This is a genomic window from Enterobacter ludwigii (genome assembly GCA_023023105.1).
Classification (GTDB): domain Bacteria; phylum Pseudomonadota; class Gammaproteobacteria; order Enterobacterales; family Enterobacteriaceae; genus Enterobacter; species Enterobacter adelaidei.
The window spans coordinates 3,341,252-3,367,038 of record CP083824.1 but is presented as its reverse complement, the minus strand read 5'-3'; the positions used below and the strand labels follow the sequence as shown (position 1 = coordinate 3,367,038).

The following is a 25,787-nucleotide window of genomic DNA, read 5'->3' as shown; positions in this document are numbered from 1 at the left end:
CACACCAGGAGTAATGAAGATGCAGAAGCAAGCTGAGTTGTATCGTGGCAAAGCGAAGACCGTATACAGCACGGAAAACCCGGATCTGTTGGTGCTCGAGTTCCGCAATGATACGTCAGCAGGGGATGGCGCACGCATTGAGCAGTTCGATCGTAAAGGCATGGTGAACAACAAGTTCAACCACTTCATTATGACTAAGCTGGCCGAAGCGGGTATCCCGACTCAGATGGAAGCGTTGCTGTCCGATACGGAATGTCTGGTGAAAAAGCTGGATATGGTTCCGGTTGAGTGCGTCGTTCGTAACCGTGCCGCGGGCTCCCTGGTGAAGCGTCTGGGCATTGAAGAAGGTATCGAGCTGAATCCACCGCTGTTCGACCTGTTCCTGAAAAATGATGCCATGCACGATCCGATGGTCAATGATTCTTACTGCGAAACCTTCGGCTGGGTGAATAAAGAGAACCTGGCGCGTATGAAAGAGCTGACCTACAAAGCCAACGACGTGCTGAAAAAACTGTTTGATGACGCGGGCCTGATCCTCGTTGACTTCAAGCTGGAGTTTGGCCTGTTCAAAGGTGAAGTTGTCCTGGGCGACGAATTCTCACCAGACGGCAGCCGTCTGTGGGATAAAGAAACTCTGGATAAAATGGACAAAGACCGTTTCCGTCAGAGCCTGGGTGGCCTGATTGAAGCGTACGAAGCCGTTGCTCACCGTTTAGGCGTTAAGCTCGACTAACTCCCTCAGTTGCCAAAGGATGTTCGCATCCTTTGGCGTCTTACCTTTGTTTCCTATGGTAATCTTGCCGTTAACCGCCTACGATCATAGCTATTATTAATGGAATAGTTCGAGGTGGTTATGCGCTGGCAAGGGCGTCGTGAAAGTGACAATGTAGAAGACAGACGCAGTGATGGCGGTGGCGGTCCTTCCATGGGCGGGCCCGGCTTCCGGTTACCCAGCGGGAAGGGTGGGATCATTCTGCTGATTGTGGTGCTGGTCGCGGGGTATTACGGGGTCGATCTCACCGGTTTGATGACTGGTCAGCCGTTGCAACAGCAGCAACATTCTCAGCGCTCCATCAGCCCAAATGAAGATGAAGCGGCCAAATTTACCTCTGTTATCCTCGCCACAACAGAAGACACCTGGGGTCAGTTGTTCGAGAAGATGGGGCGTTCCTACCAGCAACCGAAGCTGGTGATGTACCGCGGTGCAACCCGCACCGGATGCGGTACCGGTCAATCTGTGATGGGGCCGTTCTACTGCCCGGCAGATGGCACAGTTTATATCGATCTCTCTTTTTACGATGACATGAAGCGCAAGCTTGGCGCTGACGGTGATTTTGCCCAGGGCTACGTGATTGCGCATGAGGTCGGCCATCACGTGCAAAAGCTGCTGGGGATTGAGCCAAAAGTGCGTCAGCTTCAGCAAAATGCTTCGCAGGCTGAAGTTAACCGCCTTTCGGTAAAAATGGAGCTTCAGGCGGACTGCTTTGCCGGCGTCTGGGGCCACAGCATGCAGCAGCAGGGTGTTCTGGAGTCCGGCGATCTTGAAGAGGCGCTGAACGCCGCGCAGGCTATCGGCGATGACCGTCTTCAGCAACAGAGCCAGGGGCGCGTGGTGCCGGACAGTTTCACTCACGGTACATCGCAACAACGTTACAGCTGGTTTAAACGCGGTTTCGACAGCGGCGATCCGGCGCAGTGTAATACCTTCGGCAAAGCGATGTAATGGCGTCGTTTGAACAGCTGATCGGCGAGCTTGAGCGCACTGGTCAACGTCGGCTGGTGGTGCTGAGCGGTGATGAGCAATGGACATTATCGCAGGCTGCGGCTCTGCGAGAGACGTTACCTGGAGACTGGGTGTGGCTGGACGAACAGCCATCAAAAGCCATCAGTAGCCTGCTGGGACGCGAGTTCCGGCATGCTGTCTTTGACGCCAGCGCCGGGTTTGATGTCGCCGCTTTTGCCGCCCTGAGCGGAACGCTGAGCGCCGGAAGTCTTCTGGTGCTGCGTGTTCCGCCGCTCGCGCACTGGGCTGAACATCCCGATCAGGATTCCCTGCGCTGGAGCGACAGCGCCGAAGCGATAGCTACTCCGCATTTTGTCCGCCATTTTTGCCGGACCGTTGCCGCCGATCCCGATGCGATTGTGTGGCTTCAGGGGCACCCTTTTTCGCTTCCTCCTTTTCCCGACGCACCCGACTGGCTGCCTGCCAGCGGGGGACCGCAACGCGAGCAGGCTGAGATCCTCAATGTGCTTGAGGGGATGTCGCCTGGCATCGTGGCCGTCACCGCCGCGCGCGGGCGCGGAAAGTCAGCCCTGGCGGGAATGTTGCTGAATCGCATTGCGGGCAGCGCTGTGGTCACCGCCCCAGCGAAGGGGGCGACGGATGTTATTGCCCGTTTTGCAGGAGAGCATTTCAATTTTATGGCCCCGGATGCGCTTCTGGCCTCCTCATTGCAGGCTGACTGGTTAATTGTCGATGAAGCCGCTGCGATCCCCGGCCCGCTACTTGAAAAGTTGGTATTGCGGTTTCCTCGCGTGCTGTTGACCACGACGGTTCAGGGTTATGAGGGGACGGGGAGAGGGTTCTTATTAAAATTCTGTGCCCGGTTTACCGGATTGCAGCGTTTCAGCTTATCGGTACCGATTCGCTGGGCCGCGGGCTGCCCGCTTGAGCGGGTCGTCGCCAGCGCACTGCTTTTTGACGATACGCTTCTCGGTCGCCGCCCGGAAGGCGAGGTGCGTTTGACCTCTCTGGAACCGGAGGCATGGGAACGCCAACCGGCACTTGCGACAGGCGTTTACGAGCTACTCTGTGCGGCTCACTATCGCACCTCACCGCTTGATTTACGCCGCATGATGGACGCTCCCGGGCAGCATTTTGCCGTCGCCCAGACAGACTCTGATATCGCCGGAGCGCTCTGGCTGGTGGATGAAGGCGGGTTATCACCCGAGCTTAGCCGCGCCGTCTGGGCGGGGTATCGGCGTCCTCGTGGGAACCTGGTGGCACAGTCTCTGGCAGCCCATGGCGGATCGCCACTGGCGGCGACGCTCAAAGGCAGACGGGTGACTCGTATTGCTGTACACCCTTATCGTCAGCGGGAGGGCATCGGTCAGGCGCTGATTCGCAACGCCAGCGGTGAGGATTATCTGTCGGTGAGTTTTGGCTATACCGATGAGCTTTGGCATTTCTGGCAGCAATGCGGTTTTGTGCTGGTGCGGATGGGTAGCCATCGTGAAGCCAGCAGTGGCTGTTTTACCGCAATGGCGCTGCTGCCGCTGAGCAAGGTGGGGCATCAGTTGTGTGAGCAGGCGCAACTGCGTCTGAAGCGCGATGCGCGGGTGTTATCGGCCTGGAACGGTGAAAAGATCCCGGTGGACGATGGCTGGGAAGCTACCCTTAATAATGACGACTGGCTTGAGCTGGCCGGGTTTGCCTTTGCGCACCGGGCATTTTCAACCTCCGTCGCTGCGCTAACGCGTCTGCTGCTGAGTGTGGACACGCCTCTCCCGGCACTGCGCGATAAGATGGCAGGGAAAGCGGATGACCTCGGGCGAAAAGCGTTGCTGGCAAAGCTCCGCAGCGAAACAGCGCAAGCGCTTGAAAGTCTGGATAAAGCGCGCTGTCAGCAGCTGAAAAACGCTATTTTGCAATGGCAATTTTTTCAATGACTTCTTCAGTAAAGTGGCATGGTCATTCCCGCCGGGAGGCGTAGAATCCAGGTCATCTATTAAGGAGATCACCATGAAACACGACCATTTTGTTGTTCAAAGCCCTGACAAACCGGCTAAACAGTTACTGCTGCTGTTTCATGGTGTTGGTGATAATGCCGTCAACATGGGCCAGATTGGCAGCTGGTTTGCGCCTGTTTTTCCGGATGCCTTGATTATCAGCATCGGTGGCATAGAGCCATGTGGCCCGAACGGTCGGCAGTGGTTCTCTGTGCAGGGCGTGACGGAAGAGAATCGTCAGGCTCGTATTGACGCCGTCATGCCAGCGTTTATTGATATCGTGCGCTACTGGCAGCAGCAGAGCGGCGTGGGGGCTGACGCCACCGCGTTGATTGGCTTCTCGCAGGGATCAATCATGTCGCTGGAAAGCGTAAAAGTGCAACCGGGTCTGGTGTCACGCGTCATTGCATTTAACGGTCGTTTTGCGACGTTACCGACGATCGCCACCACGCAGACGACGATCCACCTGATCCACGGTGGTGAAGACCGTGTGATTGAGCTCTCGCATGCAGTTGCCGCCCAGGAAGCGCTGATTCGCGAAGGTGGGGATGTGACGCTGGATATCGTTGACGATTTGGGGCATGCCATTGACGATCGCAGTATACAATTTGCGCTCGACCATCTGCGCTATACCGTACCGAAGCACTATTTTGATGAAGCGCTCAGCGGCGGTAAGCCGGATGACAATGATATTGTAGAGTTTATGTGAGGTCATCCCCTCTCCTCAGGAGAGGGGATCCAGACTGATTACTTCTTCTGGTCCTTCTTCGGCCAGTCGTCGTCATCGTCCCACTTGTCGTTAAAATCACGGTGTGGTGGCAGATCCGGCTTGTTAGCGAGAAATTTTTTATGGTCAACGCGCTTAAGATCTTTAATCACGTTAAGCAACACGCCAACCAGAAAAACTAACACCAAAATCCACCAGTATTTTGAAAGCCAATCCATTCGCTATTCCTCTCAGAGCGTTCGTCAGGCGACGAGTTGCTCCATAATGCGTTGATACATACGGGCCAGCAGTTGCAAATCTGCGGCATTCACACACTCATTGATTTTATGAATGGTCGCGTTCACTGGCCCCAGTTCGACAACCTGGGCGCCCATGCGGGCGATAAAGCGTCCGTCAGAGGTGCCACCCGTCGTCAGCAGCTGTGGCTTAATTTCATTATAGTGCTCGATGGCGTTCACTACCGCATCCACCAGTTTGCCACGCTGCGTCAGGAACGGCTGACCGGAAAGCCACCAGTCCACGGTGTAGCGCAGGTTATATTTCTCAAGCAGGGCGACAACACGCGCTTTGATCATCTCATCGGTCAGTTCAGTGCTGAAGCGGAAGTTAAACTGGACGAAGAAATCACCCGGGATCACGTTGTTGCTGCCGGTCCCGGCTTTGACATTTGCAATCTGCATACTGGTCGGTGGGAAGAACTCATTGCCTTTGTCCCACTCAATCGCCACCAGTTCGTTCAGCATCGGCGCAGCGCGATGGACCGGGTTATCGGCCAGATGCGGATATGCAACATGCCCCTGAACCCCGTGAATGGTCAGGTTACAGGTCAGCGAGCCACGGCGACCATTTTTGACGACATCACCCACCACTTCAGTACTGGACGGCTCTCCGACCAGACAGTAGTCGAGACGCTCGTTTCGCGCCATCAGTGCTTCAACAACCTTCACGGTACCGTTATGGGCACTGGCCTCTTCATCTGAGGTGATTAAAAATGCGAGACGGTTTTTATGGTTCGGATGCTGGGCAACAAAACGCTCTGCTGCCACGACCATCGCCGCCAGAGAGCCTTTCATGTCTGCCGCACCGCGACCAAACAGCATGCCATCGCGGATGGTCGGTTCAAACGGCGGGTTAATCCAGCGATCCGCATCACCTGCGGGAACGACATCAGTATGCCCGGCAAAGGCCAGAGTTTCGCCCTGACCACGCCACGCCCAGAAGTTCTGGGTATCGCCAAAATCCATGCGTTCGACGGTAAAACCGATGGCACGCAGGCGCTCAATCATTAATGCCTGACAACCTGCGTCGTCCGGGCTAAGGGAAGGACGGCGAATAAGCTGCTGAGTCAGCTCAATGACCGGGCATGACATAAACTACACCTCAACGAAAAAAGTCGGAATAAAGGGTTTCACTGAAACCCAGCAGCATAGGCTGCCCGGGCGCGCAGAGCAATGGGCGTTTGATAATTGCCGGCATCTCGAGCATCAGTTTTGCCGCGCTGTCGGCGTTATTGATGCTGGCGCGCAGAGATTCATCCAGTTTACGCCAGGTGGTGCCGCGTGTATTCAGCAGGGCTTCCCATCCCAGTTCTTTGATGGCGTTATGCAGAAATTCTGCATCAAGCCCATCGGCGCGGTAATCATGGAAGCGGTACTCCACGTTGTTCGCGTCCAGCCAGCGGCGGGCTTTTTTGATGGTGTCACAGTTTTTAATGCCGTACATCACAACCATGGTGAATCCTTTTGTTCCTGTGGTGATAAAACGTTCAATAAATTCGAAGATATATCCTTAAGCAGAATATAACACATTCAAGAATTGTCTTAATTTACTCATCATCTTAATTCAACTCACACTTGTACGCTGAATATTCTTTCAACATTTAAGCATAGATGTCCATAAGGTTTAAATTGCCAATAAACTCAGTAAGTAAAATAAAACTCACCTGCTCGTATGGTTATTTCTAAATATTGCTTGCCGTCACAAAAAATTTAAAGTTCTCCGTTCATATTTATCATAATTCTCTGACAGTGGCGGGGTATAATCACAGCAATTGGTTAAATAGTCTTCACAATGATGATACGTTTTCGTAGAATGCGCATAATAATAAGAGAGGTTGTTATGATTGAACGTGAACTGGGGAACTGGAAAGATTTTATCGAAGGCATGCTTCGTAAATGACATTCAGTAAGAATTGCAAGAGCACTTAAATAAGTAAAATAATCATAGTGTGAATTAATCACACAATAAAAAGGCGGCCGATAAAGCCGCCTTTTTTTATTTCAATCACTTACTCCTGGCGTTCCTTTAGCGGGAAGCGGCGACGCACCAGCACAAAGAACAGCGGAACGAAATAAATGGCCAGGATAGTGGCTGAAATCATGCCGCCCATAACCCCGGTCCCTACCGCATGCTGGCTGCTGGAGCCTGCGCCGGTGCTGGTTGCCATCGGCAGTACGCCGAAAACAAATGCCAGTGACGTCATCAGGATCGGGCGTAAGCGTTGGCGACAGGCGTGCAGCGTGGCAGCCATCAGTTCGTGGCCTTTAGCATTCATCTCGTTAGCGAACTCAACGATCAGAATGGCGTTTTTCGCCGACAAACCGATAACGGTGAGTAGCCCCACCTGGAAGTAAACATCGTTCTCCAGGCCGCGCATCCAGGTTGCCAGCAGCGCGCCGATGACCCCAAGGGGAACCACCAGCATGACCGAGAACGGGACCGACCAGCTTTCATACAGTGCGGCAAGACAGAGGAAAACCACCAGCAGAGAAAGCGCATAAAGCGCGGGAGCCTGCGCTCCGGAGAGTCGCTCCTGGTATGACATGGCCGTCCATTCCAGACCAAAACCAGCAGGTAGCTGTTGCACCAGTTTTTCCATGGTATCCATGGCGGTACCTGTGCTGACGCCCGGCGCGGCTTCCCCGACGATTTCAACCGCAGAATAGCCGTTATAGCGTTCCAGACGTGGTGAACCACTCTCCCAGTGCGAGGTGGCAAAGGCGGAGAACGGCACCATGCCGCCAGTATTATTTCGCACAAACCAGCGATTAATGTCATCCGGCAACATGCGGAACGGCGCGGCGGACTGGACATACACTTTTTTCACGCGGCCGCGATCCATAAAGTCATTCACATAGCTTGAGCCCCACGCCGTTTGCAGGGTGTCGTTGATGTCGTTGATTGAGACGCCCAGCGCCTGCGCCTTACGCTGGTCGATATCCACCTGGAGCTGCGGGCTGTCATCAAGACCGTTGTGACGAACGCGTGTCAGACCGGCATCCTTCCCCGCCAGCTCTAAGAGCTTATCGCGTGCCGCCATCAGCGCAGTGTGACCCGCTCCGGCGTGATCCTGCAACTCCATATCAAACCCGGCGGAGCTGCCCAGACCGCTAATCGCCGGTGGACTGCTGGCAAAGACGCGCGCTTCTTTGATATGTGCAAAGGCTTTCGTCGCGCGCTCAATAATGGCAAAGGAGGTTCCCGTTTTCGTGTCACGCTCGTCCCAGTCTTTCAGGCGAACAAACATACGGGCGACGTTCTGCCCGTTTCCGCCAGGGCCGGAACCGACGGTGGAGAAGACCGATACAACGTTATCCTTCTCTTTCGTGAAGAAATACTGCTCCACTTTCTGAACCACTTTTAGCGTCTGCTGCTGCGTTGCGCCACTCGGGAGTTGCACCGAGGTGGTGAACATACCCCGGTCTTCCATCGGCAGGAATGAGGTCGGCAGATGGAGGAACAGCCAGACCATGCCGCCCAGCAACACCACATAAATCATCATCCAGCGCAGGCTGCGGTGAAGCACTCGCCCGACGGCAGATTCATATCGCGCGGCATTGCGGTTGAACATCCGGTTAAACCAGCCGAAGAACCCTTTTTGGCCGTGATGCTCCCCTTTGTGCAGCGGCTTCAGGATTGTGGCGCAGAGCGCGGGGGTGAGGATCAATGCGACCAGCACGGAGAGCACCATTGCCGAGACGATGGTTATCGAGAACTGGCGGTAGATCGCCCCGGTGGTGCCGCCAAAGAAGGCCATCGGGATAAAGACCGCCGACAGCACCATCGCAATACCGACTAACGCCCCCTGAATTTGTCCCATGGATTTGCGCGTGGCCTGACGCGGGGAAAGGCCTTCCTCGCTCATAATTCGCTCGACGTTTTCGACCACCACGATGGCATCATCCACCAGAAGGCCAATCGCCAGCACCATTGCAAACATCGTCAGGGTGTTAATGCTGTAGCCAAACGCGTAAAGCACCGCAAAGGTTCCCAGCAGGACAACAGGGACGGCGATGGTTGGGATCAGCGTTGCACGGAAGTTTTGCAGGAACAGGTACATGACCAGGAACACCAGCGCGATCGCTTCCAGCAGGGTCTTCACTACATCTTCAATCGAGGCTTTGACGAAGGAGGTGGTTTCATAGGCAACTTTATATTCCAGCCCGTGCGGGAAATACTGTGAAAGCTCATCCAGCCGATCTAAAACCAGTTTCGCTGTGGCCATTTCATTGGCGCCGGAGGCCAGTTTAATCCCAAGGCCAGAGGCCTGATTGCCGTTAAAGCGGCTCAGGTAGTCGTACTTCTCCGCACCCATTTCCACCGTGGCGACATCACCCAGACGTACCTCCGAACCATCCTGATTCACGCGCAGGGTAATGTCGCGGAACTGCTCCGGGGTCTGAAGCAGTGACTGCGAATTAATGGTGGCATTCAGGGCTTGTTTATCGACGGATGGCGTCCCCCCTAGCTGCCCCACGGCAATCTGCGCGTTCTGGGCTTTGATGGCATTCGTTACGTCGGTTGCGGTCATCTGGTAGCTGTTGAGCTTGTTGGGATCGAGCCAGATGCGCATTGAGTATTGTGAACCGTAAGCGTCGATATCGCCAACGCCGTTAATTCGGCTGATGGGGTCCTGAATATTACTGGCGACGTAGTCTGCAATATCCTGCTTGTCCATGGAACCATCAGTGGAGACAAACGCGATGGTCAAAATGTTGGTATCACCGGTTTTACGCACGGTTACACCCTGGTTCTGCACCGCCTGAGGCAGCTTACGCATGGCCGACTGCAGCTGGTTTTGCACCTGCTGCACGGCTTCATCAGGATTGGTGCCGGCAGTGAAGCTCAGCGTGACCGTCGCCTGACCTGTTGCGCTGCTTTGTGAGGACATGTACATCAGGTTATCCAGACCCGTCATGTTCTGCTCGATAACCTGCGTCACGGTATTTTCCAGCGTTTGTGCGGAGGCGCCTGGATAGTTGGCGGTGACGCGTACGTTAGGTGGCGCCAGATCGGGATATTGCTCAACAGGAAGTGACGTAATCGCCAGGACACCCGTCAGACATAACAGAATGGCCAGTACCCAGGCAAAAATGGGGCGATCGATGAAAAAATTCGCCATGAAAAAGTAACCTCGTTTTGCTGCACGTCATTATTGTTTATTGCCTGCATCACTTTAGCGGCAAGACGAAGACCAAACGTGGAGAAATAAAGGAGATAATGTAAATTATCATGCGCTTTTTCCTGCGCTTCCCCCTTTACCGTTATTTACCTGTTAACGGCGTGGGGACCGGGAACGTCACGCTGACCAGCGTGCCGCCGTTTTGCGGCTGCGAAAAGTGCAGCATTCCTCCGAGCCGTTGCGCGCGTTCACGCATAATATTCAACCCGTAGTGTCCCGCAGGTTCGCTGGCTTCGCCAATCCCGATGCCGTTGTCACGAATGCTGACGCTGTGCGTGCCATCCACGGAGGTCACGCAGCTCACGGTAATTTCGCTGGCTTGCGCATGTTTAATCGCATTCAACACCGCCTCACGCACGATCTGCAACAGATGCACCTGCTTTTGCGCGTCCAGCGCCAGCGAGGAGAGGCGACAGTCAAGATGCAGTTTTGCCTGCGTCTGGCTCTGCAGAACGTCGAGAGACTCCTGGAGTGCTGCGGGTAAATTCGCGTGGTTAAGCGTCAGGCGGAAGGTGGTGAGCAGCTCGCGCAGTTGATGCCAGGCGTTGTTCAGCTCGCGGGAGAAGTCGGTGATGATGGTTTGTGCCGGGGCATTGTCCTGCGGCACCGCATGTTTAAGCAGCGTAAGCTGGATCCGCAGATACGACAGCACCTGCGCCAGCGAATCATGGAGTTCACGGGCGATGGTGGCGCGCTCTTCCATCAGCAGCAGCTGCTGGTAATGTTTTTGCGCCTCGTTAAAGTACAGCCCGCGTCCGAGCATCGTCGCCACACTTCTCATCAGCGGGAGAGGAACGCTGTCCGTCTCACTTTGCCAGCGCAGTTCACCATACAGCGTATCCTGCATCAGCACCGGCAGGTTTTGCAGTGGAATACCGCTCGTTTCTGTTCCTTCACACAGCCGCCAGTCATCGCTGGTGCGTAATTCCAGATAATTCATCTGCGTATAGTCATGGACGATCTGCAGGATATGCCGGAAACACAGGCTGTCAATTTGGCCGGTGTTCAGCGCCTGAGAGCATTTGAACAGCATTTCGAGCTGCTGATGGGCTTCATGCAAATGTCGCGTCTTTTCCGCCACCGAGGCTTCAAGCGAACGATAGAGAGTATGTAACTCGGCCGACATATGGTTGAAGGCGCGGGAGAGTTGGCCCAGTTCATTCGGCAGTGCGGTATCCGGGGCAGGGGTCTCAAATTCCCCTCGCTCAATCCGCTCGCTTGCCGCGACAAGATTGTTAAGCGGCAGCACTACCTGACGACGGATGCGTCGCAGGGTAAACAGCGTCAGTAGCAGGATCCCAAGCGCGCCAGCCAGAGAGAGCAAGGTCACCGTCTGGATTTTATGTTCGGTGTAGTGCTGGAGGGCGAGCACAAAGGCATCAATACGGCCGACAAAATCTTCAATGTGGCTTTGATACCACGCGATGTCGCCGCGCGCGATGCGCGTATCCATCTCCAGCCAGGCGACGTGCAGCTGCTGATAGCGCTGTTTGACGTTGTCCGGTACGTACCAGCGGTTCAACTTTTCTAATGCCGGGGCGCTTAATGTCTTCTGCCAGTTCTCGCGGTGCGCCGCCAGAGACGGGCTGTTTCCCTGCATCTCATAGCCCAGGCGGTAGCTCTGCATGCGCAGTGAACCTGCGATGTTGATGGCTTCGGCATCTCGCTGGCTACTGGCCAGCGTCAGCAGCGCAGCGCTGCTTGTCAGAATAGATAACGCAATAATCGAAACGAAAGCCCAGGCAAGGCTGCCGGAAACAGGTCGTTTAACGGTCACAGAACGGCCCTCTGAATAAAATTGATCTGCCACAGGTTCACTGGAAATAGTTTGGCGTCCTGGGCATTTGAACATTGCCCGATCGCGCCGTAATGCGTAAATACCTTATTCATACAAAGAATAAGGTTATTGAACCAAAAACAGGTGTGGTTATGAATCGTTTTATTATGGCTAACGGCCAGCAATGCATTGGGTGTCGGGCCTGCGAAGTGGCCTGCGTGATGGCGCACAACGGCGAGCAGCATGTCCTGAGCGAGCGCCATTTTCATCCTCGTATCACGGTCCTGAAATCTGGCGAGACGAGAAGCCCCGTTACCTGCCGTCACTGTGAAGCTGCGCCCTGCGCGCAAAGTTGCCCGAACGGCGCCATCAGCAAATGCGATGACAGCGTACAGGTGAATCAACAAAAATGCATTGGTTGTAAAGCCTGCGTGGTAGCGTGCCCGTTTGGCACGATGGAAATTATCGTTACCCCGCTTGAAAACGGCGGTGTGAAGGCATCGGCGAATAAGTGCGATCTCTGCCTGACGCGCTCGCAAGGCCCCGCCTGTATTGAAAATTGCCCGGCAGGTGTCCTTTCACTGGCGACGTCCGCCGTGCTGGATAATCTGGCTAAATCGCGCCGACAGCGCACGGCCAGTCTGGAGGCGCAGCCCTGGCATGCGGAGGCTGCCAGAGAGGTTATTTCGCAAACCAAACTGCAGCGGATGCAAACGACCCCGCCACGCGGTGAACCTGACAAGCTTACTGCCGCAGAACGCGTTAATCATTTTAACGAAATTTACCTGCCGTTCCGGGCTGCACAGGCCAGTCGTGAGGCATCTCGATGCCTGAAGTGCGGAGAGCACAGCATCTGCGAGTGGACCTGTCCGCTGCACAACCATATCCCGCAGTGGATTGAGCGCGTCAATGCGGGGGATATTGCGGGTGCCGTTGAGCTTTCTCATCAGACCAACTGTTTACCCGAAATTACCGGCCGCGTCTGCCCGCAGGACCGATTATGTGAAGGGGCCTGCACGCTGCACGATAGCGCGGGTTCAGTCACCATTGGCAATATTGAGCGCTATATTTCTGACCAGGCGCTGGCGATGGGCTGGAGACCGGATATGAGCGGCGTTACTCCGGTGGACAAGCGGGTTGCGATTATCGGGGCAGGGCCTGCCGGGCTGGCCTGCGCCGATGTGCTGGTGCGTAATGGTGTCAGCGTGACGGTTTATGACAGGCATCCGGAAATCGGTGGTTTGCTGACCTTTGGTATCCCGGCATTCAAGCTCGACAAATCACTGCTCGCGCGGCGCAGAGAGATATTCACCGCGATGGGCATCCGCTTCGAGCTGAACTGCGAGGTGGGTCAGGACGTGTCGATGTCTCAGTTGCAGGACGACTTTGATGCGCTGTTTATTGGCGTGGGAACCTATCGCTCCATGAAAGCGGGGATCCCGCATGAAGACGCGCCAGGCGTCTATGACGCGTTGCCTTTCCTGGTGGGCAACACGCGCCACGTGATGGGGCTGGAGGCGACGGCCAGTGAACCGTTTATTGACACTCACGGGTTAAACGTCGTGGTGCTGGGTGGCGGAGACACGGCGATGGACTGCGTTCGCACCGCGCTACGCCACGGCGCGGCGAAAGTCACCTGCGCCTATCGTCGGGATGAGGCCAATATGCCGGGCTCGAAGAAGGAGGTGAAGAATGCCAAAGAAGAGGGCGCGGCGTTTGAATTTAACGTCCAGCCGGTTGAGTTGACGCGTGATCCAGACGGCAAGGTCAATGGCATCCGGATGCTGCGTACCAAACTCGGCGAACCGGATGCGCAGGGACGGCGTCGACCTGTTCCGGTGGCGGGCAGCGAGTTTGTGATGCCTGCTGATGCAGCGATCATGGCGTTTGGTTTTAATCCACACGCGATGCCGTGGCTGCAGGCGCAGGGTGTCGAAATGGATGACTGGGGGCGAATTGTGGCCTCGGTAGAGAGTCATTATCGTTACCAGACGACCAACCCGAAAATCTTCGCGGGTGGCGATGCGGTGCGTGGGGCGGATCTGGTGGTGACCGCGATGGCGGAAGGGCGTCATGCGGCACAAGGAATACTCGACTGGCTTGGGGTTGGCGCGTTCAAACATCATTAACCGGCGGGCGACAAAGCGGGAGCCACGGCGTAGTATAGGACGACTCATTGCGCCGTGGAGCCCGTATGACCCTGAAAATTGACGTTATCAAAGACAAAATTCTCTCTGAAAACTACTTTGTCCTGCGTAACATCACCTATGATCTTACACGTAACAACGGTGAAGTGATCCGCCACAAACGCGAGGTCTATGACCGCGGTAATGGGGCAACCATTTTGCTCTATAACCGTGAAAAGCAGAGCGTGGTGCTGATCCGTCAGTTCCGGGTTGCAACATGGGTTAATGGCAACCCTGATGGTCGTTTGATTGAAACCTGTGCCGGCCTGCTTGATGATGACGAGCCGGAAGTGTGTATCCGCAAAGAGGCCGTAGAAGAGACCGGCTTTGAAGTGGGAGAGGTCAAAAAGGTCTTCGAGCTGTTTATGTCCCCAGGCGGCGTAACGGAAATTGTGCATTTCTTCATTGCGGAATACAGCGATGCGCAGCGGACTCACCGGGGCGGTGGTGTCGAAGATGAAGATATCGAAGTGCTGGAGCTCCCCTTTTCTCGTGCGCTGGAGATGATGCGTTCAGGCGAAATCAGGGATGGCAAGGCTGTGATATTACTGCAGTATTTACAAACAACCGGGCTGATGGACACTGCTTTCGAACGGATGTAGATGATTTTTCGGGTATATCTGATAAATCCGATTGAGCAACCTCGGTGGTAACCCGAAGATACTGCCCAGTTAAGCGTTTTCGTTCCGGGATTGTGTCATTCATGCGCTACAGTGTTTTTTTATTCTCCCTCTTCTGCGTGCTCTTCGCTCCGCTGGTGCGGGCTGCGCCTGCTCAGCAGGCATTTTCTGACTGGCAGGTGACCTGCAATAACCAGAATTTTTGCCTGGCACGTAACACGGGGGAGCATCGTGGTTTGGTCATGACGCTCACCCGAAGCGCCGGGGCGAAAACGGATGCAACGCTGCGTATCGATCTCGGCGGCCTTGACGCCCCGTCGGTTAATGAGCCGGATATTGCTCCCCGGTTGCTGCTGGATAACGTTCCCCTGAAGCTGGACAAGCCGCACTGGCAGCTCACGCCCTGGCATCTGAAAACGGACGATGCCGCCACCATTACCGCCTTTTTGAAAAACATCCAGGAAGGGAAATCCCTGACCCTGCGCGACGGCAAGCAGGTGATTTCCCTGAGCGGTCTGAAAGCGGCGTTGCTGTTCATTGATGCGCAGCAAAAGCGCGTCGGGAGCGAAACCGCGTGGATCAAGAAAGGTGACGACCCGCCGTTAAGCGTTCCACCCGCTCCAGCTTTAAAAAAGGTGTCGGTCGTCAACCCGACGCCGACGCCGCTCTCCCACGCCGAACTGAACGACCTGCTGGACTATGGTACCGGACGGATGAACAGCAACCAGTGCTCGCTGGATCCTAACCGCCGGGAAGTGCGCGTCACCGCGTTAACCGATGACAAAGCGCTGCTGATCGTCAGCTGCGAGGCGGGAGCTTATAACACCGTCGATCTGGCGTGGCTGGTATCACGTAAAAAGCCGTTCGCCGCCCGCAGCGTCAGGCTGCGTCTGCCGTTTACACCTTCAGACGACAGCAGTGAAATAGAGTTGATGAACGCCAGCTTTGATGAAAAAACGCGCGAGCTGACGACGCTCGCGCTGGGACGTGGTTTGGGCGATTGTGGCGTCCAGACGCGCTGGCGTTTTGACGGCCAGCGTTTTCGCCTGGTACGTTATGCCGGGGAGCCCAGCTGCGATAACTGGAATGGACCCGACGCCTGGCCCACGCTGTGGATCACCCGTTAGTTTCTCCGAAAAAAGTCGTTATACAGCATGTACAGATGTGCCGCGCTCCACGAGAAGTTGGGTGCGCCTTGCTGTGCCCCGGTCAGCGGGTTGTAGTTTTCCTGAATTGGACCATCAGACGTTAACCCCTTCGCGTGCTTAAAGAAGTTATCTGCCAGCGTTCGTGCCTGTTCCCGATAGCCGTAGCGTTCCATCCCTTTGAGTCCAAACCAGAACTGGTCGACCCAGACGCGACCACGCCAGTAGATATCCGCACCGAATGCCGGGTTGGTCAGTGCAGCGGTACCCAGCGGCACATAGGTGTTGAACTCTTTCGGATCCAGCATCACCTTCACCACGGCATCAGCATGTTCCTGGGTTGCTGCACCGTTAAACAGAGGAGACCAGCCTTCCGGCCCTTTACCGCGCTCGGTGATAGGTTTGCCCGCACAGCCATTCTCAAGCGGTTTATCCTCAATGCGAATGTCATAGTAAAAACCGCTGTTCGCATCGAACATACAGGTATTGATGTAGGTCGCGAGTTTATCCGCCAATTGGCGATAGTGGCTGGCATCCTGCTCTTTACCCAGCAGGCTCGCCATTTGTGCCAGATAGTGATTATCGCTGTACATATAACTCGCCTGGTCGACGGACTCCTGGAGTAACGAGTAACCCAGCAGATCGCCTTCTTTACTTCGGTTTTCGGCAAACTTTACTATCCAGTCGCTGCGTTTTCCGCCTTTTGCGACATAGTTATCCAGCTGCGTTTTATCTATAAATCCGAACACGGCGGCGTCATCACGTCCGGACTCCCACGAGGCGGCAACCTGCGCCGGGATCTCCAGACTGTCGTAATGTCCTTTTTCGATTACCCGGGCGTAGTTATTCAGTCCGGAAAGCGGTTCCTCTTTATCGCCTTTTTTCACCGTAAACAGCATGTCACCGCTGGCGGTGTTATGGGCTTTGTCACGCGTCGCACCGTACTCCGGCACACCGTTACCATTATGGTCACGGTTACGGAGCCACCAGTCATGGTAGGCCACCAGTTTAGGGTACATCTCTGCCAGCCAGACCTTGTCATGTGTGGTGTTGTATACCTCCATCACCGACCATGCCGCCAGGCTCGGTTTGGTGTTTCGTTCGTTCCAGTTGCCTCCGTCACCGCCGCGTTCCGGGCTTAGGTTCCAGGCGATAAGATCAGGCACGAATCCTGCATCCTGAGGGCGCACCGGATCGTCGGGTTTAATCTGCCAGGAGAACACCGCGCGAATGTTCTCTTTGGCGATATCCGGGTTGAAATGCGACATGGCAAACGCCTGTTTCCAGGTGTCCCATGGCCAGGTCTGGTTGCCGGAGAACCAGCGTCCGGTCACGTAGGGCGTCACCGTGTTAAAACGTACCGCACCACCCGGTGAACGCCAGTTACCGTTTAGCGTCTCGATGGCCTTCACCGCGACACGAGTTTGTTCTGGTGTCGCATTCGGGTTGGTGAGTCCCTTTTGTAAATATCCCTCCCAGCGTGTTTGCGAGGCGCTCATGAACCAGGCGGGCCGCGCCAGAATATCGCGAATTTTCGGCTGCTCGCGCGCAACGTCGTCAGCACTCAACAGATGGGAGTAGGTGGTGTACAGCGTGGTGCTGCCGGAAATGTGTGCCCGACTGATAAAGCGATGACCGTCGACGGTGGTATCGATCGGGATTGATTTATGCACCTGATATTCGGAACTGCCGGAGGTGAGGAGATCCCAAGTGGATCGCACTTTACCAAAGGTCACCTTCAGGCCGTCACGGGTGGGAACCATTTTGCGCTGATAATCGGGATACGCGCCGTCTATGGTCTTATCCGAAAGCGGTTTGCCCTCTTTGGCCTCAAGTTTTTCCAGCAGCTCGCCATCCCATACCAGGTCCAGTGGCGTCTTGCTCGTAATCTGCGTTTCTAGCAATGAGGTGCGCGCGGTTGCGAAACGTAGCGTCATTTCGATTTGCACATCTTTCGCGCTCAGCTTTTGCACCAACGCGCCGGGAAGACTGAAAGCCTCAAGGGTGAAATCCACTTTTTTACCGTTCTGGTACACGCTCAGGCGATCAAAATTCGCTGCCATAAAATTGATGTACTCTTCGGTGAGCAGCGCTACGCCTGGAAATCCTCCCTGGGTTTGCGGTCCGTCAGGCAGCAGATGCCCATGCCAGGCACCCAAATCGAAAAAGGGGCTAAAACGCTGGTGGTCGTCAGCGTCGAAATCGTGCATATACTGCGGCGCACCGGTGCGGTTAATCACGTTTTTAAAGTCATTTGCCGTGGTGGCGTGGGCTGAAAAACTCAATACCAGCGCGCAGGCCAGCGGCGTAAGACAGAATTTCATGGGGAAGATCCTTTTACCAGTAGAAGTATTGCATCAGGAAGACCCGATCGCTTGGGTCGCCTGAGGCATTTTTCATATAGAAGCGGCTGTCCGCTGCGGTGGCAAAGCGCCCTCCGCCGTACTCGTACCAGATACCGAACTGCATAAAGGACGTCGTTTCGTCCCCGCCATTGTCCGGACGGTGTTTGGCATAGCTGTAGGCGGTAGAAAGGTAGACGCCTTTTAGCGCTTCCACCATGGCGCTGACCATATAGCCCGTTTCTGTCCCTGGTACATCTTTACCCCTGGCGCGTCCCGTGTGGTGCCAGGCGCGTGCGGCCAGGTTCGGCGACAACATCCCGGTTAAAAAGAGTTGTCCGGTACCGTCGGTGATTTCCAGACCGTTCATCCAGGTGACATCTTTCGCGATGTCATACTGGAGATAGCCGTTCACCATCGCCGGATAGGTATACTTGTCGTCGTAGCGATCGTATTTGCCGAAATGCAGCCAGGCCTTGCTCTCATCATGATGCCCGGCAGGCGTTGCGGTGATGCTATAGCGCAGATCGCCGGAGAGATTCTGCACCTTGAGGGCATACATTATGTCGCGGGTGTTGGGGATCACGTAGCCCAGATCCGGGGTGAAATCTCCCCACCACTGCAGGTCATCCAGAGAAGAGTCCTGGCGCAGGCTCAACATAATTTCGGTGCTGTTAGCGGTTTTGTAGCCGCCGTAAACACGGTTAAGCCCCCCTTCGAAACCGCCCCAACTGTGGTCTGGTACCCAGGCGTTACCCTGACTATCGGCCTGAACGGTCCAGCCTTCGCCATAAATCAGGCCGAACCAGTTCCCGTGCTTCATCTCCAGACCGCCCTCAATATAGGTGCCGTCACTGTATTTATGTTTATTCTTACCCTCCAGATCCATATATCCGCCGATACCCAGTTCACCATAAAAGCGAAATGAAGAGGTGGTGAGTTCCGGTGTTTTGGTATCGTCGTGTTCAGCGGGTCGGGCTTCTTCTGCGGCAAATGCGGGGCAGCAGAAAGAGAGGGCAGCGAGTGCCCCAATTGTTTTCTCTTTAATTTTCATGCACTCATCCCAAAGAAAGAATATCCGTGCCTTCGGTGTTAATGAATATTTGAGGCTGGTGAGGCTTCAATTTGTTGTTGTTCTTTTGATAATCCTTTGACGTATTTGCTGTATTTCCACCAGGCAAATCCGAGGAATAAAACGATCCCTCCGACGTTATAGAAAATAATCGTCAGAATATTGCCACCGGTGGGGAAGGTTGAGGCCACAAAGCCGATAGCAAAAATCACAATCAGCATCGACACCACCACCATACCCATGGTGCGTGAGCCCATTTTGAAATCGCGCGGCAGGTGGTCGAGCTTACGACGCAGGTTCAGGTAGGCCAGCATAATGAACAGCGGCGGCAGCATGGAGGCGGCGGCGGTCATATTGATGACGGTGTTCATCAGCTCCTGAGCGGTATTTGAACCCATTGTGGGAATAATCATCAACGGGATCACAATGAGATACTGGATCCACGCCGCACGGGCCGGTACGCCATTTTCGTTCAGCGCCACGGTTTTTGGGCCAAAAATTCCGGTTGGGATCTCAGAGAAGAAGATTTTTACCGGCGTTGCGGTCCACATCAGCAGAGAACCGAACATCGCAGTAAAGGAAACCAGGCCGACAAAGCGGTTCATCAGGACTTCCGGCAGCCCAAACCACACCGCCAGACCGTGGAACACCTGAACCGAACCGCCGGTAAATTTCAGTTCTTTACTGCTGATAAAGACGTTAATCAACACCGAGGAGATGGAGTACAGCACGCCGATGAAAATCCCCGCCAGAATAATCACCTTCACGAAGGATTTAGAGCCACCTTTAACGTCGTTGACATAGACCGCAACGGATTCCGCGCCACCGGCAGCCATAAATATCCAGGTGGTGATGCCGAGGAAGGCCCAGTTGAAGTTCGGGATCATTGCGTCAACGGTGATCGGGTCGGCTGGCTGCACGCCACCCACCAGCGCGGCGCCGGCCAGAAGGATATAGGAGAGAGTGAGCAGCAGCATCAGTGTGGAGGTCACTGAGGTGATCGGCCCCAGCATTTTCGCCCCGTTGGTGGAGACCCAGGTTGAGAACGCGAACAGCACCATACTCAGTACCGTGGTAGCAAACGGCGTAAGAATGTACTCATAGCCTAAAAAAGCATATGAAGCGTAGGCGATGACGCGCGGTAATAACGAGGTGAAGAAGAACAGATTCACGAACCAGTAGGTGTAGGCGGTAATAAAGGCCCAGCGTCCGCCCAGCGAACTTTTCACCCAGGCGTAAACCCCGGCTTCGGAGTTTTTATTCAGTGAGACAAATTCAGCGATAATTAAGCAGAACGGAATGAAATAGAACAGGGTGGCTAAAAAGAACATGGGCGCGGAGGCGAGCCCCAGCTCAATATTGTTATTGATAACGTTGTTAAAACTAAACACGGCGGCAAATGTCAGCGACAGCAGGCCGAATTTGCCGATGGTATTGCGTTTGATGGTTTCAGACATAACGTTTCTCCGGGTACAGGGAGGATAGCGGTGCTTCATTGGCACCGCTCACATTTTTATTTGTTATGGAAATAACCGTCTTCGATGGTGACATAGAGGACGACTTTTTTTGTCGGCATGTCGCTGATGAAGCGATACGCCTCGTGATTCTCACAAATCACAACTTGCCCCTCGTGGACCTGAGCGGTGTGACCCACACCTTTCAGGTATTCGCGGTCGGTTTCATCGCGATAGCACTCCACAACCTGCAGGGATGCTTTCGCGGCGTATTCAATTTTCTGCGTGCCCTGTAGGTAGTAATGCACTTCGAAATAGCGCCGATGACCGACAAATAGCGCGTCGGTACTGGCATCGCAGGAGACGCGGTAGGCCAGCGAATCACCGATCGAGTGGGCTACACCGGGTTGGATGTTGTCGATATTGTTAATCGCTTCTGAACAGCGCTGCCATTTACGCCCCGCACGGTAAAGTTTCTGGAACTGTTCCAGACTGTCGATAACGATCATTGGTTTGCCTCGCTGTGCGAATTCATGGAGAAGAAACCGGTGCCAAACTGATGGTTCGCCAGCGCCTGCGCGGCAGTTTGCCCACCTTCAAGCGGGAGCAGCGTGAAGCCGTAGCGGAACGGTCTGAACCAGACGCGCCAGGCGTCCAGCACTTCGCTTCCCCAGGAGTTAGAGCCTAAACCCAGTACCTGATGGTCAAGGTTGAGGGTGATGTCATCGCAGCGACGCAGTTCGTTGCAGTGTTGTGCTGCGTGGATGTTTTCTGCCGTGTAGTGCCATGCGCTGAAATGGATGGGTTGCTCAGGCACCACCAGCAGGCCGCTGCCGTGACGGTTGGCAAGCGTGGCCCAGCGTACCTGCTGGCGGTTGCCGTTGTTCTGCGGGAACGGATAGTTTTCAAACATCTCATCTACCGTGGTGTGCCACAGATCGATGGTGCTGGCCTGTTGGCTGTCCGGATAGTTTTCCCCCGGTCCGCGTCCGTAATAGCTCACCTGGTCAAATTCGCCGTTGATGCCGAGCGTAAAGCCGATGCACGGAATGATGTGTGGATACTCGCCGTAGCGCTCACCGCTCAGTTCAACGTTGATTTGCCCATCGGCGGCGATGCGCCAGCGGTAGGTGCAGCGCATGCCAAAATCAAACACCGGCGGGGCAATCAGCGTACGGGTTGTGATAATGATCGCGTCGTCACGTTGCTCAACCTCGAAACCGCGCAGGTGCTCCTGCATGATCTGCAGGTGGTTGGGTTGCCACAGCCCTTCATACTCTTGCTTGTGGTTATCAATCATCGGCTTGAAGAAGTTAATCTTCGGCTCACGAGTGATGTTCTCTTCGCCGTTTACCTGCCAGGCGCTGAGTTTTCCCGTCACTTTAGAGAAGCTCGCGCGGAAGTTGTGTCCGGTCACGGTGCAGCTCAGGCGATCCTCTTCCAGATGAAGTGGCGTCGCGTTGGTATTGATAAGCGGTGTGGCGTGGTTTGTGCGTGCTTTTAACGGGAACTGGTACACAGCGATACCGTGCCCGGCTTCGCTGTAGCGCGTACGGCTATTTTTGCTGATGCGCACGGTCAGGAACGCTTCCCGCTCATCCAGTTCAGGTAAATTCAGGCTTATGCTGCTTTCGCTGTTGGGGGCTACTCCTGTCATCGTCAGTAGCTGGCTGTGCAGGGTTTCACCTTCCGCCCGTACCTCGACGTGCAGGGTGTAATCATCCAGGTTTGTGAACCAGAAGCGGTTTTCTACGCAGAGTTTGTCGTCCTGCCAGCGTAGTTTCACCGGAGCAATTACCTGCTTGTACTCACGCAACCCCGGGCCTGGGGTTTGATCGGAGTAAATCAGCCCGTCGAGGCAGAAGTTGTAGTTATTCGGGTAGTCGCCAAAATCACCACCATAGGCGTAATACGTATTGCCTCTGGCATCAACCGCCTGAATACCGTGGTCGCACCATTCCCAGACGTAGTGGCCCTGAATGCAGTCGTGACGATCGAACACGTTCTGGTACTCAGTTAACCCGCCGGGACCGTTGCCCATCGCATGAGCGTATTCACAGATAATCCGTGGTTTGGCGTGCGGGTACTCACCGAACAAATTCATCAGCGGTACGCGGGTATACATGGTGGAGATGATATCCACTACCTCGGCATCGCGATCTTCTTCATAGTGCAGCAGTCGCGTGTCATCCAGCGCTTTTGCGGCACGGGCCATGGCGCGGATGTTGCAGCCGTAGCCTGACTCGTTCCCGAGCGACCAGATGATGATGGACGGGTGGTTTTTCTGGGCGTGAATGTGGCGCTCAATGCGCTCAACGTATACGTGCTCCCATACCGGATCGTCGGTAATTCGACTCAGGTCGCCAACGTTGGCAAAACCGTGGGATTCCACATCCGTTTCCGCCATCACAAACAGGCCGTAGATATCGCACAACTCATAGAAGCGTGGATCGTTGGGGTAGTGGGCGGTGCGAACCGAGTTGATGTTGTGCTGCTTCATCAGGATCAGATCGCGCTCAACGCGATCCATGCCCACCGCACGGCCTTTCAGGTGATCGTTATCGTGACGGTTTACACCGTGGAGTTTCAGGTAGTGGTTGTTAACGTAGAACAGGCCGTCGCGCACTTTAATGTCGCGGAAACCAACCCGCTGCGGGATCACCTCCAGCGTTTGCCCGTGCTTATCTTTAAGCGTTACGACCAGATGATAGAGGTAGGGCGATTCCGCAGACCACTGCTGAGGCTGTTTGACCTCAATGCTAAAGGCGGTTTCAGTGCTGCGGGACACGGTCAGGCTGTCGGTCGTGCCCTGATGAAGTCTGACCTCGCCATCAAACAGGGCGTACTCCAGCGACACGGTAGAGGCGTGAGGGGCCAGGTTTTCCAGTTCCAGCTGACAGAAAAGGGTCGCATCCTTGTATGACTCGTCAAACGTGGTTTTGATCGTGACGTCGCGGACGTGTGTCGGCGTTTTACCGACCAGATAAACGTCGCGGAAAATCCCTGCGGTCCACCACATGTCCTGATCTTCAATGTAGGTGGAGTCTGCCCACTGCATCACACGCACGCACAGCAGGTTTTGTCCGCTATGTACCGCGTCGCTGATATCAAATTCGGCAGTCAGTCGACTTCCCTTACTAAAACCGATGTAGCGGCCATTCACGTAGACTTCGAAGTAGGTTTCGACGCCGTCAAACTTGATGATTGTCTGTTTACCCTGCCAGTTGTCTGACAGAGTGAACCAGCGCTGATATGCCCCGGTGGGGTTATCGGTGGGCACCCACGGCACGTCTACCGGGAAGGGGAAACCCTCATCGGTGTATTGCAGTTGACCGTGACCTTCCATCTGCCACATGCCCGGTACGGTAATCTGGCCCCAGTCAGCCATGTACTGTGTGGTGAAGTTTTCCGGTACCAGCAGCGGGTTCGGGAAAAAATGAAAGTTCCACTGGCCGCTTAGCGACAGAAAATGGCTGCTGACCTCGCGGGCAAAGGTGAGAGCCTGGGCGACAGTGTCATAAGAGAAGAAGTACGCACGCGGCGGAAGCCGGTTTTCATGCGTGAGTTGAATATTTTCCCAGCGATTCATGCGATCTCCCTGTAGGGGTAAAACATCATTGCTGAGGATTTTAGTAAAAATTTTACTAAATAAAATCAGTAAAACTGATTTGCTTTAACTCGATCACGAAATAAAAAAAGCCGGGCATGCCCGGCTGTGTGTTTGAAGAGGGGAAATCAGCGTGTCGTGCCGCGCAGTTTCAGGACGCTTGGCACGAAAACCTGAAGGGGGAGTGCCCGGCCATCACGGGATTTTTCCAGCAGCAGGTTAACGCCCTGACTGCCCATCATTTCGGAATGAATGCGTACGGTGGAAAGCGGCGGAAAGGTGAAGCGGGCGGTTGGGATATCGTTCACGCTAATGAGCGAGATATCCTCAGGGATCGCCAGCCCCTTTTCGTGGATAGCGCGTAATACTCCGATGGCGATGGAGTCTGACGCCACAAACAGCGCGCCAGGCCAGCTCTTCTCAGCCAGCATTTTTTTCGCCAGTTCATATCCTGAGGAGCTGGAAAATCCGCCGCGCCAGATATCCTGCTCTGACACAACGCCTTTCAGGCGCCCATATTCCACAAATGCCGCTTCACGGATATCGGCTTTACCGGGTTCATCTTCTCCGCCGATAAAACCGATGCGTTTAACATCCTGCTTAATAAAGAAGTCTATGATCTGTTTGCTGATGCGGGAGAGGTCGATATCGACGGAGTCAAATTCGCTACCGGGCTCATGGAAATCAATAAAACAGACGTTGTCGGTCAACGCCATCGCAGTGCGGCGTATGGCTGTGGAAGGTTTGCCGACAATCAGTACCCCGGTGAGTTTTTTAATGTCAGGCAGGGTTGTATTGGCGTAACAGTTACTCAGTTCGACACCCAGTTTTTCACACTGTGTCTCAATGCCGTGGCGAATCGCAAGGTAGTAAGGGTCGTTAATCTCCAGCTCTTGCTGATAGCTGTAGAGTGCCAGAATATGTTGTTGACCCACTGCGACAGACTGCATTTTACGGGACGTTGTGCTCTTATATTCCAGCTTTTCAGCAATCTCCAGAATGCGGTGTTTGGTCTCTTCTTTTACGTTCAACGTTGGGTCATCGTTTAAAACCCGGGATACCGTCGCCAGCGAGACGCCAGCCTCCGTCGCGATGTCTTTGAGCGTTGCCATAATTGTCCTTATTCCCCACGTGATAACCCATTGTAAAGGATGCGTTCGGACATGCATCAGTTTTTACTAAATATCCTGCGTGTTGCCTCCCACAAATATCGTGCTAATATTTAGTAAAATTTTACTAAGGAGGGAGCATGGACACGATAACTTACGATGACTTTGCAAAGCTGGAGATCCGCGTGGGGACGATCGTGGACGTTAAACGCCACGCTAACGCAGACAAACTCTATATTGCGCAGATTCATGTGGGCGACAGAACGCTGCAAACCGTCACCAGCCTGGTGCCCTATTACCGGGAAGAGGAGTTGATGGGGAAAGTGGTGGTGGTGCTGTGTAATCTGGCAAAAGCCAAAATGCGCGGCGAGACGTCTGAATGCATGTTGCTCTGTGCGGAGACTGACGATGCCAGCGAAAGCGTGCTGCTAACACCGGAGCGGGCGATGGCAGCAGGGGTAAGAGTGGTGTGAAAAAGCCGGGTGGCGGCTATGCTTTACCCGGCCTATGTTTCGGACCATGTAGGCCCGGTAAGCGTAGCGCCACCGGGCACGCAGG

The 25,787-nt window shown here is 54.7% G+C and carries 20 protein-coding genes; 9 read left to right on the top strand and 11 right to left on the bottom strand.

What is annotated here, in order from left to right:
* Window positions 1-19 precede the first annotated feature (19 nt).
* The 4 genes from LCD46_16320 (at window position 20) to ypfH (ending at window position 4,438) form a co-directional block, all read left to right on the top strand.
* Window positions 20-733, top strand: coding sequence for a phosphoribosylaminoimidazolesuccinocarboxamide synthase (locus tag LCD46_16320; GenBank protein ID UOY69624.1), 714 nt, complete (start codon window positions 20-22; stop codon window positions 731-733).
* Window positions 734-853: 120 nt separating this feature from the next.
* Window positions 854-1,723 carry a neutral zinc metallopeptidase gene (locus LCD46_16315; protein UOY69623.1) on the top strand — a complete coding sequence of 290 codons (870 nt, stop codon included), beginning with the start codon at window positions 854-856 and terminating at the stop codon, window positions 1,721-1,723.
* Window positions 1,723-3,669: a GNAT family N-acetyltransferase gene (locus LCD46_16310; protein UOY69622.1), complete on the top strand. Its 1,947-nt coding sequence runs from the start codon at window positions 1,723-1,725 to the stop codon at window positions 3,667-3,669. The genes LCD46_16315 and LCD46_16310 overlap by 1 nt, the downstream gene beginning before the upstream one ends.
* Before the next feature lie 73 nt (window positions 3,670-3,742).
* Complete coding sequence (gene ypfH / locus LCD46_16305; GenBank protein ID UOY69621.1) at window positions 3,743-4,438, top strand: esterase; 696 nt, start codon at window positions 3,743-3,745, stop codon at window positions 4,436-4,438.
* 38 nt (window positions 4,439-4,476) lie between these two features.
* Here the strand turns inward: ypfH and LCD46_16300 are convergent, their stop codons facing one another.
* From LCD46_16300 to LCD46_16290, 3 genes are read right to left on the bottom strand one after another with little or no spacing between them, the layout of a single operon-like run.
* Window positions 4,477-4,674: a YpfN family protein gene (locus tag LCD46_16300; GenBank protein ID UOY69620.1), complete on the bottom strand. Its 198-nt coding sequence runs from the start codon at window positions 4,672-4,674 to the stop codon at window positions 4,477-4,479.
* Window positions 4,675-4,698: 24 nt separating this feature from the next.
* Window positions 4,699-5,826: a succinyl-diaminopimelate desuccinylase gene (gene dapE, locus LCD46_16295; protein UOY69619.1), complete on the bottom strand. Its 1,128-nt coding sequence runs from the start codon at window positions 5,824-5,826 to the stop codon at window positions 4,699-4,701.
* Window positions 5,827-5,836: 10 nt separating this feature from the next.
* Window positions 5,837-6,187, bottom strand: coding sequence for an ArsC family reductase (locus LCD46_16290; GenBank protein ID UOY69618.1), 351 nt, complete (start codon window positions 6,185-6,187; stop codon window positions 5,837-5,839).
* 387 nt (window positions 6,188-6,574) lie between these two features.
* On the opposite strand from LCD46_16290, the gene ypfM reads away from it, so the two are divergent.
* Entirely contained in the window at window positions 6,575-6,634 is a 60-nt protein-coding gene (gene ypfM, locus LCD46_16285; protein ID UOY72983.1) for a protein YpfM, read from the top strand.
* 109 nt (window positions 6,635-6,743) lie between these two features.
* Here the strand turns inward: ypfM and acrD are convergent, their stop codons facing one another.
* Complete coding sequence (gene acrD, locus LCD46_16280) at window positions 6,744-9,857, bottom strand: multidrug efflux RND transporter permease AcrD (GenBank protein UOY69617.1); 3,114 nt, start codon at window positions 9,855-9,857, stop codon at window positions 6,744-6,746.
* A 142-nt stretch (window positions 9,858-9,999) separates the two neighbouring features.
* On the bottom strand, window positions 10,000-11,694 hold the full coding sequence (narQ, locus tag LCD46_16275) for a nitrate/nitrite two-component system sensor histidine kinase NarQ (protein ID UOY69616.1): 1,695 nt from the start codon (window positions 11,692-11,694) through the stop codon (window positions 10,000-10,002).
* 152 nt (window positions 11,695-11,846) lie between these two features.
* Here narQ and aegA point away from each other — a divergent pair, with 152 nt between their 5' ends.
* From aegA to LCD46_16260, 3 genes are all read left to right on the top strand, one after another.
* On the top strand, window positions 11,847-13,823 hold the full coding sequence (aegA, locus tag LCD46_16270; GenBank protein UOY69615.1) for a formate-dependent uric acid utilization protein AegA: 1,977 nt from the start codon (window positions 11,847-11,849) through the stop codon (window positions 13,821-13,823).
* Between the two features lie 65 nt (window positions 13,824-13,888).
* Window positions 13,889-14,482: a GDP-mannose pyrophosphatase NudK gene (nudK, locus tag LCD46_16265; GenBank protein UOY69614.1), complete on the top strand. Its 594-nt coding sequence runs from the start codon at window positions 13,889-13,891 to the stop codon at window positions 14,480-14,482.
* A 101-nt stretch (window positions 14,483-14,583) separates the two neighbouring features.
* A complete protein-coding gene (locus tag LCD46_16260; GenBank protein UOY69613.1) occupies window positions 14,584-15,627 on the top strand; it encodes a DUF1176 domain-containing protein in 1,044 nt (347 codons plus the stop codon).
* Here LCD46_16260 and ygjK read toward each other — a convergent pair.
* The 6 genes from ygjK to ebgR all read right to left on the bottom strand — a co-directional run bounded on the left by ygjK (window position 15,624) and on the right by ebgR (window position 25,232).
* On the bottom strand, window positions 15,624-17,969 hold the full coding sequence (gene ygjK, locus LCD46_16255) for an alpha-glucosidase (protein UOY69612.1): 2,346 nt from the start codon (window positions 17,967-17,969) through the stop codon (window positions 15,624-15,626). The two genes, LCD46_16260 and ygjK, sit on opposite strands and share 4 nt — an antisense overlap.
* Window positions 17,970-17,982: 13 nt before the next feature.
* The gene (locus LCD46_16250; GenBank protein ID UOY69611.1) at window positions 17,983-19,041 is read right to left on the bottom strand and encodes a hypothetical protein; all 1,059 of its coding nucleotides are present in this window, start codon (window positions 19,039-19,041) and stop codon (window positions 17,983-17,985) included.
* Window positions 19,042-19,079: 38 nt separating this feature from the next.
* Window positions 19,080-20,516: an amino acid permease gene (locus tag LCD46_16245; protein UOY69610.1), complete on the bottom strand. Its 1,437-nt coding sequence runs from the start codon at window positions 20,514-20,516 to the stop codon at window positions 19,080-19,082.
* Between the two features lie 56 nt (window positions 20,517-20,572).
* The gene (locus tag LCD46_16240) at window positions 20,573-21,022 is read right to left on the bottom strand and encodes a beta-galactosidase subunit beta (protein ID UOY69609.1); all 450 of its coding nucleotides are present in this window, start codon (window positions 21,020-21,022) and stop codon (window positions 20,573-20,575) included.
* Complete coding sequence (gene ebgA, locus LCD46_16235) at window positions 21,019-24,102, bottom strand: beta-galactosidase subunit alpha (GenBank protein ID UOY69608.1); 3,084 nt, start codon at window positions 24,100-24,102, stop codon at window positions 21,019-21,021. The genes LCD46_16240 and ebgA overlap by 4 nt, the downstream gene beginning before the upstream one ends.
* 146 nt (window positions 24,103-24,248) lie before the next feature.
* Window positions 24,249-25,232 (bottom strand): transcriptional regulator EbgR, encoded by a 984-nt coding sequence (gene ebgR / locus LCD46_16230; protein UOY69607.1) that lies wholly within the window; start codon window positions 25,230-25,232, stop codon window positions 24,249-24,251.
* Between the two features lie 137 nt (window positions 25,233-25,369).
* Between ebgR and LCD46_16225 the strand changes: the two genes are divergently transcribed.
* Window positions 25,370-25,702 (top strand): tRNA-binding protein, encoded by a 333-nt coding sequence (locus LCD46_16225; protein ID UOY69606.1) that lies wholly within the window; start codon window positions 25,370-25,372, stop codon window positions 25,700-25,702.
* Window positions 25,703-25,787: the final 85 nt, after the last annotated feature.

Excerpts from the sequence above, each read along its gene's own strand:
- acrD (UOY69617.1), bottom strand. The coding sequence starts at position 9,857 with ATGGCGAATTTTTTCATCGATCGCCCCATTTTTGCCTGGGTACTGGCC.
- LCD46_16290 (UOY69618.1), bottom strand. The coding sequence starts at position 6,187 with ATGGTTGTGATGTACGGCATTAAAAACTGTGACACCATCAAAAAAGCC.
- LCD46_16320 (UOY69624.1), top strand. The coding sequence starts at position 20 with ATGCAGAAGCAAGCTGAGTTGTATCGTGGCAAAGCGAAGACCGTATAC.
- LCD46_16300 (UOY69620.1), bottom strand. The coding sequence starts at position 4,674 with ATGGATTGGCTTTCAAAATACTGGTGGATTTTGGTGTTAGTTTTTCTG.
- LCD46_16250 (UOY69611.1), bottom strand. The coding sequence starts at position 19,041 with ATGAAAATTAAAGAGAAAACAATTGGGGCACTCGCTGCCCTCTCTTTC.
- LCD46_16315 (UOY69623.1), top strand. The coding sequence starts at position 854 with ATGCGCTGGCAAGGGCGTCGTGAAAGTGACAATGTAGAAGACAGACGC.
- LCD46_16260 (UOY69613.1), top strand. The coding sequence starts at position 14,584 with ATGCGCTACAGTGTTTTTTTATTCTCCCTCTTCTGCGTGCTCTTCGCT.
- ygjK (UOY69612.1), bottom strand. The coding sequence starts at position 17,969 with ATGAAATTCTGTCTTACGCCGCTGGCCTGCGCGCTGGTATTGAGTTTT.
- LCD46_16225 (UOY69606.1), top strand. The coding sequence starts at position 25,370 with ATGGACACGATAACTTACGATGACTTTGCAAAGCTGGAGATCCGCGTG.
- aegA (UOY69615.1), top strand. The coding sequence starts at position 11,847 with ATGAATCGTTTTATTATGGCTAACGGCCAGCAATGCATTGGGTGTCGG.
- nudK (UOY69614.1), top strand. The coding sequence starts at position 13,889 with ATGACCCTGAAAATTGACGTTATCAAAGACAAAATTCTCTCTGAAAAC.
- ebgA (UOY69608.1), bottom strand. The coding sequence starts at position 24,102 with ATGAATCGCTGGGAAAATATTCAACTCACGCATGAAAACCGGCTTCCG.
- ypfH (UOY69621.1), top strand. The coding sequence starts at position 3,743 with ATGAAACACGACCATTTTGTTGTTCAAAGCCCTGACAAACCGGCTAAA.
- ebgR (UOY69607.1), bottom strand. The coding sequence starts at position 25,232 with ATGGCAACGCTCAAAGACATCGCGACGGAGGCTGGCGTCTCGCTGGCG.
- LCD46_16310 (UOY69622.1), top strand. The coding sequence starts at position 1,723 with ATGGCGTCGTTTGAACAGCTGATCGGCGAGCTTGAGCGCACTGGTCAA.
- LCD46_16240 (UOY69609.1), bottom strand. The coding sequence starts at position 21,022 with ATGATCGTTATCGACAGTCTGGAACAGTTCCAGAAACTTTACCGTGCG.
- dapE (UOY69619.1), bottom strand. The coding sequence starts at position 5,826 with ATGTCATGCCCGGTCATTGAGCTGACTCAGCAGCTTATTCGCCGTCCT.
- LCD46_16245 (UOY69610.1), bottom strand. The coding sequence starts at position 20,516 with ATGTCTGAAACCATCAAACGCAATACCATCGGCAAATTCGGCCTGCTG.